The 14,630-nt window shown below is 45.6% G+C and carries 11 protein-coding genes; 6 read left to right on the top strand and 5 right to left on the bottom strand.

Annotated features, from left to right (window positions below; genetic code table 11):
• Positions 1–161: 161 nt before the first annotated feature.
• The 3 genes from prc to C9I99_RS05945 form a co-directional block, all read right to left on the bottom strand.
• Entirely contained in the window at positions 162–2,162 is a 2,001-nt protein-coding gene (prc, locus tag C9I99_RS05955) for a carboxy terminal-processing peptidase (protein WP_107347954.1), read from the bottom strand.
• 17 nt (positions 2,163–2,179) lie between these two features.
• A complete protein-coding gene (proQ, locus tag C9I99_RS05950) occupies positions 2,180–2,824 on the bottom strand; it encodes an RNA chaperone ProQ (RefSeq protein WP_107347953.1) in 645 nt (214 codons plus the stop codon).
• 108 nt (positions 2,825–2,932) lie between these two features.
• Complete coding sequence (locus tag C9I99_RS05945; protein ID WP_107347952.1) at positions 2,933–3,391, bottom strand: GAF domain-containing protein; 459 nt, start codon at positions 3,389–3,391, stop codon at positions 2,933–2,935.
• A gap of 83 nt (positions 3,392–3,474) precedes the next feature.
• Between C9I99_RS05945 and C9I99_RS05940 the strand changes: the two genes are divergently transcribed.
• From C9I99_RS05940 to C9I99_RS05920, 5 genes are all read left to right on the top strand, one after another.
• Complete coding sequence (locus tag C9I99_RS05940) at positions 3,475–5,304, top strand: ABC transporter ATP-binding protein (RefSeq protein WP_107348512.1); 1,830 nt, start codon at positions 3,475–3,477, stop codon at positions 5,302–5,304.
• Between the two features lie 44 nt (positions 5,305–5,348).
• Positions 5,349–6,542: a paraquat-inducible protein A gene (locus C9I99_RS05935; RefSeq protein ID WP_107347951.1), complete on the top strand. Its 1,194-nt coding sequence runs from the start codon at positions 5,349–5,351 to the stop codon at positions 6,540–6,542.
• Entirely contained in the window at positions 6,526–9,153 is a 2,628-nt protein-coding gene (locus tag C9I99_RS05930; RefSeq protein WP_107347950.1) for an MlaD family protein, read from the top strand. Before C9I99_RS05935 ends, C9I99_RS05930 begins: the two co-directional genes overlap by 17 nt.
• A gap of 134 nt (positions 9,154–9,287) precedes the next feature.
• The gene (gene rsmF, locus C9I99_RS05925) at positions 9,288–10,718 is read left to right on the top strand and encodes a 16S rRNA (cytosine(1407)-C(5))-methyltransferase RsmF (RefSeq protein WP_107347949.1); all 1,431 of its coding nucleotides are present in this window, start codon (positions 9,288–9,290) and stop codon (positions 10,716–10,718) included.
• 488 nt (positions 10,719–11,206) lie between these two features.
• On the top strand, positions 11,207–11,794 hold the full coding sequence (locus C9I99_RS05920) for an FMN-dependent NADH-azoreductase (protein WP_107347948.1): 588 nt from the start codon (positions 11,207–11,209) through the stop codon (positions 11,792–11,794).
• A gap of 99 nt (positions 11,795–11,893) precedes the next feature.
• Here the strand turns inward: C9I99_RS05920 and C9I99_RS05915 are convergent, their stop codons facing one another.
• Positions 11,894–13,153, bottom strand: a complete 1,260-nt coding sequence (locus C9I99_RS05915) for a MipA/OmpV family protein (protein WP_243734691.1) — start codon at positions 13,151–13,153, stop codon at positions 11,894–11,896.
• 255 nt (positions 13,154–13,408) lie between these two features.
• Complete coding sequence (locus tag C9I99_RS05910) at positions 13,409–13,717, bottom strand: DUF496 family protein (protein ID WP_107347946.1); 309 nt, start codon at positions 13,715–13,717, stop codon at positions 13,409–13,411.
• A gap of 525 nt (positions 13,718–14,242) precedes the next feature.
• Between C9I99_RS05910 and cspE the strand changes: the two genes are divergently transcribed.
• Positions 14,243–14,452: a transcription antiterminator/RNA stability regulator CspE gene (gene cspE / locus C9I99_RS05905; RefSeq protein WP_107347945.1), complete on the top strand. Its 210-nt coding sequence runs from the start codon at positions 14,243–14,245 to the stop codon at positions 14,450–14,452.
• The last annotated feature ends 178 nt before the right edge of the window (positions 14,453–14,630 follow it).

Below are 14,630 nucleotides of genomic sequence, written 5' to 3'. Positions count from 1 at the left end.
ATTGCCACCTAGAGAGTAAAAGTTGACACTTATCAATATTAATCATTCCGCAGTCTCAGAGCTGAAACACCACATTTCCCCCTAGCTCACTGATTTTTTTCCATAAAAAAAACGGCACCTTAAAAGGTGCCGTTTATAGAGGTCTTGCCTATTCTCACAGACTAGCTTTGTGATCTCGATAAATCAGAAGTAATCGCGACCGCTTCTTCTAGATAAGCATCAGGTGCTTCATAATCCTTCGGCACATCATCCAATGTGGCAAAAAGTTTTTCACCATCAGCCTTCTGACGCTGATTCAACCGAGCTAAGCGATCTGCATCATCTTTATCTTGCTTAGCAATACGCTTTTTCTTGTTCAAAGAGATCGTATTGATATCTTTCTCTTCATGGTACTTAGTGATGTCATCTTGGATAAAACCAAATTCCATGTCTTTGCTGATCCGCTGGTCATGTTTCGCTTTCAGTGAAGGCAAAACCGCCGAGAAATTGTAAAGCTTCTGATAGTCCGCTGCCTTAATACTGTCCCAAGGCAATGCATTATCTTCGACGCTTTCACCGGTTTCCGATGGATCAACAGCCGTTGGGAATGCCAAGTCAGGGACAACACCCAGGTTCTGGGTACTACCACCATTAATGCGGTAGAACTTCTGAATCGTGTATTGAACATGGCCCAATGGCTTGTCAAACAAGTCATAAATATGATTCAGTGAACGATGCTGCTGAACCGTACCTTTACCAAATGATTGCTCGCCAAGAATGACTGCGCGTCCGTAATCCTGCATAGCGGCAGCAAAAATCTCAGACGCTGATGCACTGTAGCGGTTAACCAAGACAGAGAGAGGACCGTCGAAGTAAACACGATCATCGGAGTCGCCATTGACCTTAACACGTCCGTAGCTATCTCGAACCTGGACAACCGGCCCACTGTTGATGAACAACCCGGTTAAGGCTGTTGCTTCAGTCAGCGCACCACCACCATTATTCCGCAAATCGATAACCATGCCATCAACCTGCTGGTCGTTCAGTTTCGCCAGTTCTTTCTTGGTATCTTCCGACAAACCAACATAGAAACTTGGAATTTCAATTACCCCAATTTTCTTGCCGTTCGACATCTCTACCGAAGATTTCACTGCGCGATCTTCAAGGCGGATTTTATCACGGACAATAGTGACATCGTAACTTTTTGCGTTGCTCCCCTCCGGAAGGATTTCCAGAACAACTTTACTGCCTTTCGGCCCTTTGATGAGCTGAACCACATCATCAAGACGCCAGCCGATCACATCGATCATGTCTTTGCCGTCTTGCGCGACCCCGATGATTCTGTCACCAGCTGTCAATTTCTTCGAAGAAGAAGCCGGGCCACCCGCAACCAAAGAACGAATTACTGTATAATCATCAACCACTTGAAGAACTGCACCAATACCTTCTAATGATAGATTCATTTCAGATTGGAACTGCTCAGCGTTACGCGGTGACAAATAGCTGGTATGAGGGTCAACCTCACGTGCAAAGGCATTCATGTAAATCTGGAATACATCTTCGCTATGAGTTTGAGTCAGACGCTTAAGGGCATTGTTATAACGCTTCCCTAAAGTCTCTTTGATTTCATCCCACTCTTTACCCGCAAGCTTTAAGTTAAGCGCATCGTATTTTACCCGTTTGCGCCAAATTTCATTAAGCTCGTTACGGTCTTTCGCCCACTCCATTTCAGAGCGGTCTAACACTATATCTTCATCAGCCTCAAAGGTGATTTCACGATCAAGCAAGGTAAGTGCGTATTGATAACGGTCATATCGACGTTTCAACAGAGTATTGAAAATATCGAAAGCGGCTGATGTATCACCTCTTTTGAGCTGGTCATCTAGCTGCTGTTCCCATTTTTCAAATTGCCGAATATCGGAAGCAGTAAGGAAACTTTTATTGAAGTCCAGCATCTCGATATATCGGGTAAAGACACTGGAAGAAAATTCATCATCAAGTGAAAACTGCTTGTAATGTGAACGAGTAAAACGTGAAGCCACTCGCTTACTGGCAGTCGCATGCTGTTTTTCAGGTACCAGCTGCGGAATATCACTTAACGTGTATGTTGCCTCTAGGGCTTGCGCTGAAGCTGCTAGCATCATGCCAGCAGCGATCAGTGAGAAACGGAATCGACCTTTCATGCGTCGAGCATTCTCCTTTACGAACGCAGGTGCTCCGCTTTAACTACCATGGTCAAACCATTTGATAGGCGAACACGCACATCGTCCTTATTAATTTCAACGATAGTTGCCGGCATGTTTCCGTTGCCCATATTTACACTAACGTTCTTGCCAACGACGACTTCATCAGCAGTCAGTGCACGGGTCGTTTCTGCAGGCTTTTTATTTAGCTTAGTCGTTTTTTGTTGTGTGTTCTTTGGTTTAGCCGTTTTTGGACGAATTTTTTTCGTCTTTGCTTCACCATCCTTGCCAGCAGTCGCTTTAGCTTCTGCTTGCTCTTTACGACGAGCACGAACTTTAGCCTTGCTTTCTTCAAGCGCTTGTTTCGCGTGATCTACGTGTTCTTGTTCTAACACACCACAATCGTTGCCATCAAGGTCAACGCGGTTTGCACCCGCTTTCACACCGTGAAGATAACGCCAGGAAGAAGTGTATTGACGCAGAGCGGTACGCAGCTGAGTTTTACTTACTTTCGGGTCATCAGTTAGACGCTCAGCTAGATCTTGGAAGATACCGATCTTAAGAGGCTTAGCTTCACCTTCAACAGTAAAACATTTTGGGAAACGCTCAGCAATGTAGGCAATGACTTCTTTACTGTTCGTTAGCTTTTCAGAGTTTTCCATGGACTTTCCTGACAAAAGCGAGTTTCCTCGCCGTTAGTACTTTAATCAAAAAGAAATTGTTCCGCTATTATAGTTACCTAACGCTGAAAAACCACCGAAAGCATTCAATTAAAGCCTTTTTTGTAGTTCATTCAGCAAAGAAACCAGTCCATCTTCATCAGATTGACTAAATCTTGACAAGATTGGGCTATCAATATCCAATACACCGTACAATTCATCATTTACCGAAAAAGGAATCACGATTTCTGAATTGCTGGCAGCATCGCAGGCGATATGCCCTTCAAATTGATGAACATCTTCAACCCGTTGAACACTATTTTCAGCAATCGATGTACCACATACACCACGCCCAACGGGAATCCTCACACAAGCTGGTTTTCCCTGGAAAGGTCCCAACACCAATTGGTCACCTTTAAGCAAATAAAACCCTACCCAGTTAATCTCTTCTAACTCCATGGCCAGTAACGCACTAATATTAGACATATTAGCAATGAGATCAGACTCACCTTCGATCAACGCGATAGCTTGTTTCGTCAGCGTTTGATAGTTCACTGATCTAATTTCCATGGCTTACTCCTTTTATAGCCGCTAGAATGGCTTACTTTTTAATAATGGGAATCATTATCATTGTGAAAGACAATTCAAACCAAATGATTAACTGGTCTTGGCTATTAAAGCAAGCAATACATCACCGTCCCCGCTTAATTGCTGCAAATTTTATCGCGCTCATCGCGACCCTTATCAGTGTCCCTATTCCACTACTCATGCCTTTAATGGTTGATGAGATCCTCCTCGACAAGCCGGCTGGTGGCATTATCTTCCTTAACCATTTTTTACCTGAGTCCCTGCACCAACCCACGGCTTATATTCTGCTAGTGCTGCTATTTGTGGTTTTAATGCGCATTGGTAGCCAGGCACTTAATATTCTGCAAAGCCGCCAATTTACCTTGGTGGCCAAAGATATTACCTACCACATGCGACAGCATCTTATCGACAAGCTAGGCCGTATTAGCATGCGTCAGTATGAAGAGCGCGGCAGCGGTGGGATCACTTCCCACCTTATAACGGATGTTGAAACCATCGATAAATTTGTTGGTGACACCCTAAGCCGTTTCCTAATCGGTTTCCTGACCGTCATCGGTACTGCTGCCATATTGCTGTGGCTTAATTGGCAGCTCGGACTCTTTATCTTACTGGTCAACCCTATTGTGGTTTATGCCTCTAAGCTGATGGGTAACCGGGTAAAGACCCTTAAGAAGAAAGAAAACCACGCATTCGAGCGCTTCCAACAACGTTTAGTGGAAACCCTCGATGGCATTTACCAACTGCGTGCGGCTAACCGCGAGCGGGACTTTCTTGATCAACTAAAATCCAATGCCAATGACATTCGCCACGATGCCGATAAGTATGCATGGCAGTCAGAAGCCGCTGGACGCATCTCTTTCTTATTGTTTTTAGTCGGTTTTGAGTTATTCCGTGCCATGGCAATGATCATGGTGCTATTTACCGACCTGAGCGTTGGCCAGATGTTTGCTGTATTTGGCTACTTGTGGTTCATGCTTGGCCCGGTGCAGGAACTACTGGGTATTCAGTTTGCTTGGTACAGCGCATCGGCTGCCATGCAACGCTTGAATGGCCTTATTGCCATTGAAGAAGAAGTTCGCCCAGTACAAAAGGTCGATCCGTTTACTGATGACCATCACCTCGACATTGAAGTCAACAACATCCATTTTGCCTATGATGAAGACAAAGAAGTCCTACGCGGTATGAGCCTCACTATCCCTTCAGGTAAGCGCGTGGCGTTAGTCGGATCTTCAGGGGGCGGAAAATCAACACTGATTCAATTGCTGCTGGGTATCTACCAAAAAAATGCCGGAGACATCTTAGTCAATGGATATCCCATTGAAGATGTCAGTTATGAAGCACTGCGTAACAAAATGGCAGTGGTCTTACAACACCCTGTATTATTTAATGATACTATGCGCCACAACCTGACATTAGGAGGGGATTACAGTGATGAGCAATTGTGGCAGGCGCTTGAAATTGCACAGATGGCTGATGTCACCCAACGCCTGACGGAAGGTTTGGATACCGAGATAGGCCGTCAAGGGATTAAATTATCGGGCGGCCAGCGCCAGCGACTCGCGATTGCTCGTATGGTCCTAACCAACCCCGAGTTTGTCATTCTGGATGAAGCAACATCAGCGTTAGACACGGCAACAGAAGCGGCATTACATACTGCGCTTAACCAGTTTTTGGCAAATCGCACCACACTGATTGTTGCTCACCGTTTGTCTGCGGTTAAACAAGCTGATGTGATCTATGTGCTGGAAGATGGGCAGGTCAGCCAAAGCGGCACCCATTACGAACTCGTAAACAAAGAAGGCCTGTACCAAACACTGTATGGCTCTGTACAATCAGACGAAAATCAAAATGATGCAGTAGCACAAGTACCAGTAGCCAGAGTGAACCTAAAATAATAATATAGTGTTCATTTAAAGCCATTTTAAAGGATTAACCGTAAATGACCACAGCGAGACTATGCCCCGGTTGCGATTTACCTTTGCTGCCGCAAGTCGCTGAGCCAGGGAAAAGTGCGTACTGCCCGCGTTGCAACACCCGCTTATACCGTGGTGGTCATTTTCGTTTTTCCAGTGAGCAGGCTATTGCCCTAGCCTGCTTAATCCTCTTTATTCCGGCGCATTTTTTCCCGATGATCACCATCCGCTTGTTTGGTGTCATGATCCCGGCAACCATAACCTCTGGCACTTTCTCGCTAGCGCCTACATTTCCGGTGGTTGCCGCCCTCATTTTGTTTTGTAGCTCTATCGCGCCATTGCTGGTCTGCGGCTCTATATTGGGGGCACAAGCTGGGTTGAAATTCCGACGCATCAAGCTTTTTCGCCGCTCATTATGGATCATTGAACACCTCAAGCATTGGGCAATGTTTGATGTGTTTCTGGTAAGCCTTGGGATTTCTTGTTTCAAAGTACAAGACTATGCCGATATTTTCGTCGGCCCAGGGTTATATTCCTTGGTGCTGCTACAACTTCTAATGGCGCTTCTACTTACCCGCATCAGCATTAACCGATACTGGGAAGCGTGGCAGCCTGAAACTGAGCATAAGAAATATAACCATGCCCGTCACTGTCATCGCTGCCACATGACGCAAGATGAACACGAGGAGTGTGTACGTTGTGACAGTCCGCTTTACAAACGCATGCCTCACTCCATCCAGAAAACTTGGGCGTACCTGATAGCAGCAACCGTGTTTATCTTTCCTGCTAACTTATATCCGATTTCTATCTTTCTGAATAATGGTAAACGTGTCGAAGATACTATCTTTTCGGGTGTCGCCTCATTGGTAAATTCCGATATGCTCGGCATTGCCATCATTATTTTTGTCGCCAGTATTGTCGTGCCTGTGGCCAAAATTCTTGGCTTGACCTTTCTCTTGTTGACGATCCAATTTAAGCGCAGTGTGAATCACCTGCAACGAATGAAGCTATATCGGTTCATTCAATGGATTGGTAAGTGGTCAATGATGGATTTATTCGTTATTTCAATCATGGTCGCCCTGATAGACCGTGATCAATTACTCGATTTCACCCCCGGCCCTGGCGCTATTGCCTTTGGTGTCGTTGTGGTACTGACAATGCTTGCCGCAGAAAGTTTGGATTCTCGTCTGATATGGGACAACTATGAACAACGGACCTAATAACCAACAACCTAAACCGGTCAATATAAAGCGCGATCGCGGGGTCTCTCCCCTCTGGATCCTACCCGTGCTTGCCTTGATTCTCGCTGGATGGCTTGTCTTCAAAGCCGTCAATGAGGCCGGGGAACGAATAAAGATTCACTTTAATGACGCTGCAGGCTTGGTTGCCGGAAGGACAACTATCCGTTATCAGGGGCTGGAGGTGGGTATTGTCCGTGACGTCAACCTATCAAACGATTTGAAAAGCATTTATGTTGAAGCGGATATATACCCAGAAGCTGTACAAATCCTGCGTTCCGGCACCCGCTTCTGGCTGGTCAAACCCAAAGCCTCTATCACTGGGATTTCCGGCCTAGATGCCCTTGTTTCAGGTAACTATATCGCTTTGCAGCCGGGTGAAGGTAAATTCACCAATGAGTTCGATGCACTCGACGGCCAGCCGGCAGACACTCCAGTCGGTGAAGGCCTGAAGATTCAACTGCGCGCCCCTAACCTGGGCTCTATCAATATCGGCTCTCAAGTTCTCTATAAGAAAATACCCGTTGGCGAGGTGTACAATCACAGCCTCAGCCAAAACAACAAGCAAGTGATCATCGATGTATTGATCAAACCGCAATATGCAGACTTGGTCACTAACAAAAGCCGCTTTTGGAATATCAGTGGCATGAGCGCCAATATAGGCTTCAACGGTGTTGATGTGCAGTTCGAAAGCCTTTCCGCGATGATAAGTGGTGCCATTGCTTTTGACTCGCCGGATAAAGGGCTGCCAATCGAGCCTGATCACCTTTTCCGGCTCTACCCTGATCTCAATACAGCGGGTCGGGGTATCGCCATCACTATCGATTTGCCTGAGAACAGCAATATCAGTGCAAGTGGTGCCCCTATTGTTTACCGCAGCCTGGAAATTGGCCAGATATCCGATATTCGCCTTGATCAAGAGCGAGGGACCATTGTCGCCCATGCCGCTATCGAGCCAATGATGAGCGATCTACTGACCACGGGGTCTAAAATGCTGCTGGAAGAAGCCGAACTGTCCTTAAATGGGGTTAAAAATATCGGAAACCTTCTTCGTGGCAACTTCCTTACCCTGATCCCCGGGCCGGGAGAGACCAGCCGTCAGTTCATCGCAATCAACCAAGATGAACTGCAAGAACAGCAACCTGGCGTTGCCTCGTTCGCTCTCTATGCAGATGACAGCTACGGCATTAAACGCGGTACCAAACTCAAGCACCGAGGCTTGGAAGTTGGCCGGGTAAAATCCGTGAAGCTAGACGGCAATACGGTCCGCTTCGATGTTATCGTCCGCCCTGAATACACCAGACTCATTCGCTCTGGCAGCCGGTTTTATCTCGATGGTGGTATACAGGCGAATTTAAGCAGCAAAGGCTTAGATGTTTCTGTTCCACCTGCTGATCAGTTGATCAGTCAGAGTATTAGCTTCACCAGCAGTGGTGGCAGTAAAGTGCTCAAACAGTATCCACTCTACAAAAGTCGCCAGTTGGCCACTCTCGCTGCGGAAAAGGCGCATGGCTTTACTACCGTCGAACTGTTTGCCGACGAACTTCCCCCTGTAGACAAAGGTAGCCCGGTGCTATACCGCAACATGGCAGTCGGTGAAGTAAACAGCTATGAACTCTCTCGTGATGGCGTTTCTATCAAAATTAAAGTGGATAACAAATACCGCCACCTGATCACCGCTGATACCGTTTTTTGGAACCGTTCTGGGGTAGAAATACAGGCGGGGCTCGATGGTGTCAGTGTCAAAGCCGATCCTATCAGCACCCTGATAAAGGGCGGTATTGCCTTTGACGAGATACAAGGTGTAAGCAACCGCCTTGGCAACCGCTATAAACTTTATGACAGCTACCTAGAAGCCAAAAACTTCGGGTTGGTTGTCACTATGATCGCAGAAGATGCCAAAACCATAAAAGTGACTACCCCAATTCGCTATCAGGGTGTCAGCGTCGGTAAAGTGATTGAAACCGAGCCCGATTTCGACACCGGAAAAGTGATCGTCAAAGCCCGCCTATTTCCGAAATATGCCGAGATACTCGCCAAAACAGATAGCCACTTCTGGATTGTCACTCCTCAAATAAGCATTACCGGTGCCAAGGATCTTGATACCCTACTAAGTAGCTATATTGCGGTTACACCGGGCAAAGGTACCTACTCGCAGAGCTTTACACTGGGTTCAACAAGGCAAGTCAACAGCGGATTGACAGTGATCCTCGAAACAGAACAACGCAACTCCGTGACTGAAGGTACGCCACTACTGTACCGTGACATTCAAGTGGGCGAAGTGGTGAAAGTGAGTCTTGGCGAGTTGGCTGACAGAGTGATTATCGAAGCCCAAGTAGAACAGAACTTCAGCCACCTCGTACGCTCAGACAGCGTGTTCTGGAATGTATCGGGTATCGATGTCACTATCGGTCTGACAGGTGCCTCGGTACAAAGTGGCACCATGGATAGCTTGATCCGTGGCGGTATCGCCTTTGCCACACCAGAGGCTCAGCCATTGTCACCCGTAGCGAAGAGTTACAGCCACTTCCTGCTACACGATAGCGCCCAATCCGAATGGAAGACGTGGCGTACGGCAATTCCGAAGCACTAAATGTCTACCCGCTAATGACGTAACAAAAAGGAGCAGCAGTGCTCCTTTTATTTTGCCTGTTCCCCCTTTCTTTTTACGTAGCTACCGACAAATGATAAACTCCCGCCCCACTGCTAGATAATCGAGACATTCCCTTGCATCCAAAAATTCATATCCCAGACGCATTCATTGAGCAAATTCGTCAGATCATGCCTGAACACCTGAGCATGGATGAATTCATTGCTATTTGTAAAACCCCCCTGCGTCGCAGTATTCGTGTTAACACCTTGAAAATCAGTGTGGCAGACTTTCTTGAACGTGTTGCTGATAAAGGCTGGGCACTCACACCGGTACCTTGGTGCGATACCGGATTCTGGATTGAGCGAGAAGATGAAGAGTCCGTCTCTCTAGGCAATACCGCAGAGCATATGGCAGGCCTTTTTTACATTCAAGAAGCCAGCTCAATGATGCCTGTTGTTGCACTATTGAAAGATAACAACAAGCTAGATTGTGTACTAGACATGGCCTCAGCTCCGGGTTCGAAAACAACCCAAATTGCCTGCGCCATGAATAATCAAGGTGCCCTAGTCGCTAATGAGTTAGCCGCCAGCCGTATTAAAGTACTGCACGCTAATTTGCAGCGCTGTGGTGTGGTCAATGCCGCACTGACCCACTTTGATGGTTGTGTGTTCGGTAGTTGGGCACCTGAATCCTTCGATTCGATTTTGCTTGATGCACCATGCTCCGGTGAAGGTGCTATTCGTAAAGATGACGATGCAATGGCAAATTGGAGCCTTCAGTCTGTAGAAGACATCGCAGCAGTACAGCGCGATCTGATCGTCAGTGGTTTCCAAGCACTTAAGCCTGGTGGAGTGATGGTTTATTCAACCTGTACCCTTAACCTGAGCGAAAACCAACGGGTTTGTCAGTACCTGAAAGACACTTTTGGTGATGCTGTTGAGTTTGAATCCCTATCAGACCTATTTGAGGGCGCGGACAAAGCGCTAACAGAAGAAGGGTTCTTGCACGTCTACCCTCAAATTTTCGACAGTGAAGGCTTCTTTGTCGCTCGTATCCGCAAGCTTACAGCGGTCGACTCTCCTGAAGTGAAAAAGCGCAAAGGTAAATTCCCATTCAACCCTGCTAACAGCAAAGACAGTCAAGCTATTACCGACGCATTCAAGCAAGACTTGGACTTAACTATTCCGGCCGATAGTGAAATTTGGCTCCGTGACAAAGAAGTGTGGTTGTTCCCCTCAAAACTGCGTGATCTTCTGAGTGAAATCCGCTTCCAGCGCATCGGTATCAAGCTGGCTGAACAACACAAAAAAGGTTATCGCTGGCAGCATGAGGCGATCATGACCATTGCTACGGGCCAGGAAAAAACGGCCGTTGCGCTTGATGCAGCACAGGCAAAAGAATGGTTTATGGGGCGTGATATACGACCTGACAACCTATCAGGAAAGGGCGAAATCATTGTCACTTATCGAGACTACCCCATCGGCATTGGTAAATGGGTTAGCAATCGCATCAAGAATGGCCTACCTCGTGAACTGGTGAGAGATACCAACTTATTTGACATCTAATTCCACTTTTTGAGCAAGTAAATTGTCGCTGGAACAACTAGCATTAAGTAACTGCAACAGATTTGCTCAAATAACAGGACATTTTTGTTAAGTATCAGAGATGAATAACATTCTTAGTGGTAAAACTGGCAAATCATACTGCTTGAACTAACATTGATAGTGTAATTGATCTCCATTTACTAACCAGTTAGCGCAAGGCTCTCACGAGCCATTCCCCTAAGCCCGAAACAGGAGTCGTTTCGGGCTATTTTTTGCCTTCTTACTTGCGCTCTTAAGGCGTCCCCCTGCATTTCCTTTACTGCTCACACTCGGCAAAAATAAGCGTACCCAGTGTAAATTGGAAAATAAACATTTAAAATCAGAATATTAAAAACAAGCAACATTCTATTTTTTCGAACAACTTAACCGATTTTTTCCGCTTTCTTCAAAAGTCGCCCCTTCGTATAGTGAGTACAAGCCAAACGGCAATGCACTTCAAGGAGCAAACCATGTCAAATGTTCTAGTACTAAAATCAAGTATTCTCGGTGACTACTCACAATCAAACGCCCTTATCGATCATCTTGTTCAATCACTGAACACGACTGCCGTTATAGAGCGAGACCTAGCGGCTCAACCTATCCCAGTTCTAGATGGCGACATTGCAGGAGGTTTGCGTGGTGGTGATAACCTCAACCAAAAACAACAAGCAGCACTCGCACTTTCTGATCAGCTAATTGAAGAAATCAAAGCCAGCGATACCATTGTGATTGGCGCTCCAATGTATAACTTTTCTATTCCAACACAGCTAAAAAACTGGTTTGATTTGATTGCCCGTGCCGGCGTGACCTTTAAGTACACTGACACGGGGCCTGTTGGCCTATTAACTGGCAAGAAAGTCATTGTGGTCACCACCCGTGGCGGAATGCACAAAGGCGGCGATACCGATATCATGGTGCCTTACTTGAAGACATTCTTGGGTTTTGTTGGCATGAGCGATGTTGATGTAATTTACAGCGAAGCGCTGGCGATGGGTGATGAGATGGCAGCCAAGGGGATTGCCCAAGCAAAACATGAGCTAGAAAGCCTAGCTCAGTAATTAGCTAAATGAGCCTCGTATCGTAAGCCGTGCTTTCTCGCGGCACTGCTATTGCCTTATCCATTATCGCTACTGTATTTCACTAATGGATAAGGCTTTTTAGAAGTCAAACTGGACATACACCGTGTTGTAATTGCTCCCGCCTTTAATACGCCCAAACTGGGACGCGCTTTCGAAAATCGCTGAGCGGTGATGCAAACTGTAACCTAGCCACACACCCTCTAGCGGCTTATGGTTGAATACATCACCTAGATTGACATCAAAAGAGAAATCTAAATAGTTAAGTAACTTACTTGGTTCGTAATCTTTCCGATCCATCTCAGACTGTTCAATGTAAGTAATACGATTGACATAAGACAAGCCTTCGGCAACACCAAAGCGCCACTGTACCGGCCACGTAAAGGTGTAATACGCTTTTATCGCCATCACGTATTCCTGGGTAGAGCTCTGCACCTCAGAGTTCCAATGCCAGACGAAACCCGGCGTCAGGTAAATATCAAGCGGCAAGCCAAACAGCTCATCGGTTAAAGGATGACCATAAAACACAGAGGTCAACTGATTATTGAATTCGTCTTTTTCTGTATTGCCCGAAAAAATCTCACCGATATTTGATGGTGTCGCCCACCCATGGGCAACGCGCAAATATGGCTTATTGCTGATAGTCGACTTTCTCGTTTTCTTGGCGTCATTAAAGAAACCAAAACCTAGGTATGCTTCACCCTGCCAACTATCACTCACAATCGCTGAATCACGGACATTGCTATCAAAATAGCGAGCATAGCCACCACCAAGCAAATACAAGTTTGACGTGACGTGGTAACTAAAAGCCGAGCCCAATTTCAAGTCCACGCCTGAATCAATGCCCTCACGATTTAACCCGTAGTAGTGGCTATTGTAATCAGTGTCTTTCCATATTAAGGATGCCTTGGGAAGAAAGCGCCAATCATTATATTGATAGTCACCACCGATAGAGAACTGGGAACTAAACCTACCATCAGGATCCGTCAGCAGTTCAAGGCCGGTATAATAATTCTCATCCCAATGGTATTTGTACTGGAGCCCATAATCTGCGGTGTCACCACCGATTCTATTCTGGAATGAGGAGGGAATATCTATAAAGTGCATTCGTATAAGGGCATTCACTTCCCAGTCTTGCTCACGGTAAAGGTTAAGGCCACCTTCTGTACCGTTAATAAACAAGCGTTTCCCCTGATAAAACATCATGGGTACAAAAGTTGCTACCGTTGAATCTTCTACCACAGATTCTGTTGCATAGGGTATCGAGGCCCCACGCACGACCGCAGCGATCCCCCACTGTTGTTCAACGTCTCTTTTTTGCCGTAAATCGTCTACTGAGATAAAGCCTAATGGCTTCTCTTGCTCTATCGACACGGGAGTACTTTCTGTGTCGGCAGCCAATGCTGCAAATGGCAAACAAGCGATGACCCCAAGATGTTTAGACAATCAAAATTCCTCAAAAATAATCATAGCTATAATAGTAGCTCTTATAGGCTTATATATACCTGAATTTAAGTACATTATTGTCGAGATGAGGTAAAAAAAACGTAAAAAAAGCCCGATCACAATCGGGCTTTTACGAATCGGTTTTCGTAATTACTGATGAGAAGCAATCTCTGCTTTTTTCAAATCTTTAACGTTCTTGCTAACTTCGCGACGTTCTTTAGAAAGTTCAGCGCTGATGATGATGTGGTCATCAACACGATCTTCATAGTCACCTTTCATGTTTTCAACAATCTCGACAATCTGATCATGAGTCATATCAGCTTTGATATAGTCAAGTAGGTTTTCCAGCAATTCAACACGCTTACGGTTATCGCGAACTTTACGGTCGTTGTCTAGGATCTCACGCTTTAGCTTGTTCTTGCGGCGAGTCTGACGAACTAACTCTAGGATAGTGTTCATTATTTGTCCTTATATGAATCTACAAAACCTAACTGCCCCCGTTATAGCAGAAACTGCTATTACCACTCAAGTCACATTTTGCGCAGTTAAACTAAAAATGCCGGCTTCATTGACTTATTTCATCAAACAAAGCAATACACCTCTTGCAACACGATAACCCCATCCAACGCCGAGGTACTCAATTCATACCAAGGACGCCCATCTGTCTGACCTCTCAAACCATTGGGAACCAGCTGATGCTAAAAGTAAGATTTCGTTAAATTTGTGAGATTATTTAAGTGTTGATTCAAGTTCTACAAAATCCTGTGAAAGCCCCCACAAATTTCTTATTTTTTTATTTGCAATTAGCCCAATGCTGCCTAATCTTTGAAGTGAGCAATACTGTTTGGCACTGATATGACATTGGCTTCTGAATCACTTCGTCTAGCAATTAATTTGCAAGTCCAACCGGTGTATTAAGGGTTCAATTGTTACAGATTAGATAGTATTGGCATATGTACAGATGTAAGTTATTCAGGAGACAACATGTCTAAAGCAACAGGTACCGTTAAGTGGTTCAATGAAGAAAAGGGTTTCGGTTTCATCACACAGGACAACGGCGGTGCTGATGTATTCGTTCATTTCCGTGCAATCACTGGCGATGGCTTCAAGACCTTAGCTGAAGGTCAAAAAGTAAGCTATGAGACAGAGCAAGGGCCAAAAGGTTTGCAAGCTGCGAATGTAGAAAAAGTTTAATTTTCTCTGTTCACACTTGGATAAAAGGGCTTTTAAAGCCCTTTTTTACGTTCTATATTAACAGCTTAACTGTACGCTTATTATCCCCCCCTATATTAACCGCTTGAATTTCGACCTTCTGCTCTAATCTGCCACCAAATTGAGCAAAACAGTGATAACGTCTTGTATACCCACATTA

It is taken from the genome of Photobacterium lutimaris (genome assembly GCF_003025555.1).
GTDB classification, from domain to species: domain Bacteria; phylum Pseudomonadota; class Gammaproteobacteria; order Enterobacterales; family Vibrionaceae; genus Photobacterium; species Photobacterium lutimaris.
This window is presented reverse-complemented; position numbering and strand designations above follow the sequence as displayed.

What these genes read in the sequence shown, in the direction of transcription:
- prc (WP_107347954.1), bottom strand. Translation starts at nt 2,162, where the DNA reads ATGAAAGGTCGATTCCGTTTCTCACTGATCGCTGCTGGCATGATGCTA.
- proQ (WP_107347953.1), bottom strand. Translation starts at nt 2,824, where the DNA reads ATGGAAAACTCTGAAAAGCTAACGAACAGTAAAGAAGTCATTGCCTAC.
- C9I99_RS05945 (WP_107347952.1), bottom strand. Translation starts at nt 3,391, where the DNA reads ATGGAAATTAGATCAGTGAACTATCAAACGCTGACGAAACAAGCTATC.
- C9I99_RS05940 (WP_107348512.1), top strand. Translation starts at nt 3,475, where the DNA reads ATGATTAACTGGTCTTGGCTATTAAAGCAAGCAATACATCACCGTCCC.
- C9I99_RS05935 (WP_107347951.1), top strand. Translation starts at nt 5,349, where the DNA reads ATGACCACAGCGAGACTATGCCCCGGTTGCGATTTACCTTTGCTGCCG.
- C9I99_RS05930 (WP_107347950.1), top strand. Translation starts at nt 6,526, where the DNA reads ATGAACAACGGACCTAATAACCAACAACCTAAACCGGTCAATATAAAG.
- C9I99_RS05920 (WP_107347948.1), top strand. Translation starts at nt 11,207, where the DNA reads ATGTCAAATGTTCTAGTACTAAAATCAAGTATTCTCGGTGACTACTCA.
- C9I99_RS05910 (WP_107347946.1), bottom strand. Translation starts at nt 13,717, where the DNA reads ATGAACACTATCCTAGAGTTAGTTCGTCAGACTCGCCGCAAGAACAAG.
- cspE (WP_107347945.1), top strand. Translation starts at nt 14,243, where the DNA reads ATGTCTAAAGCAACAGGTACCGTTAAGTGGTTCAATGAAGAAAAGGGT.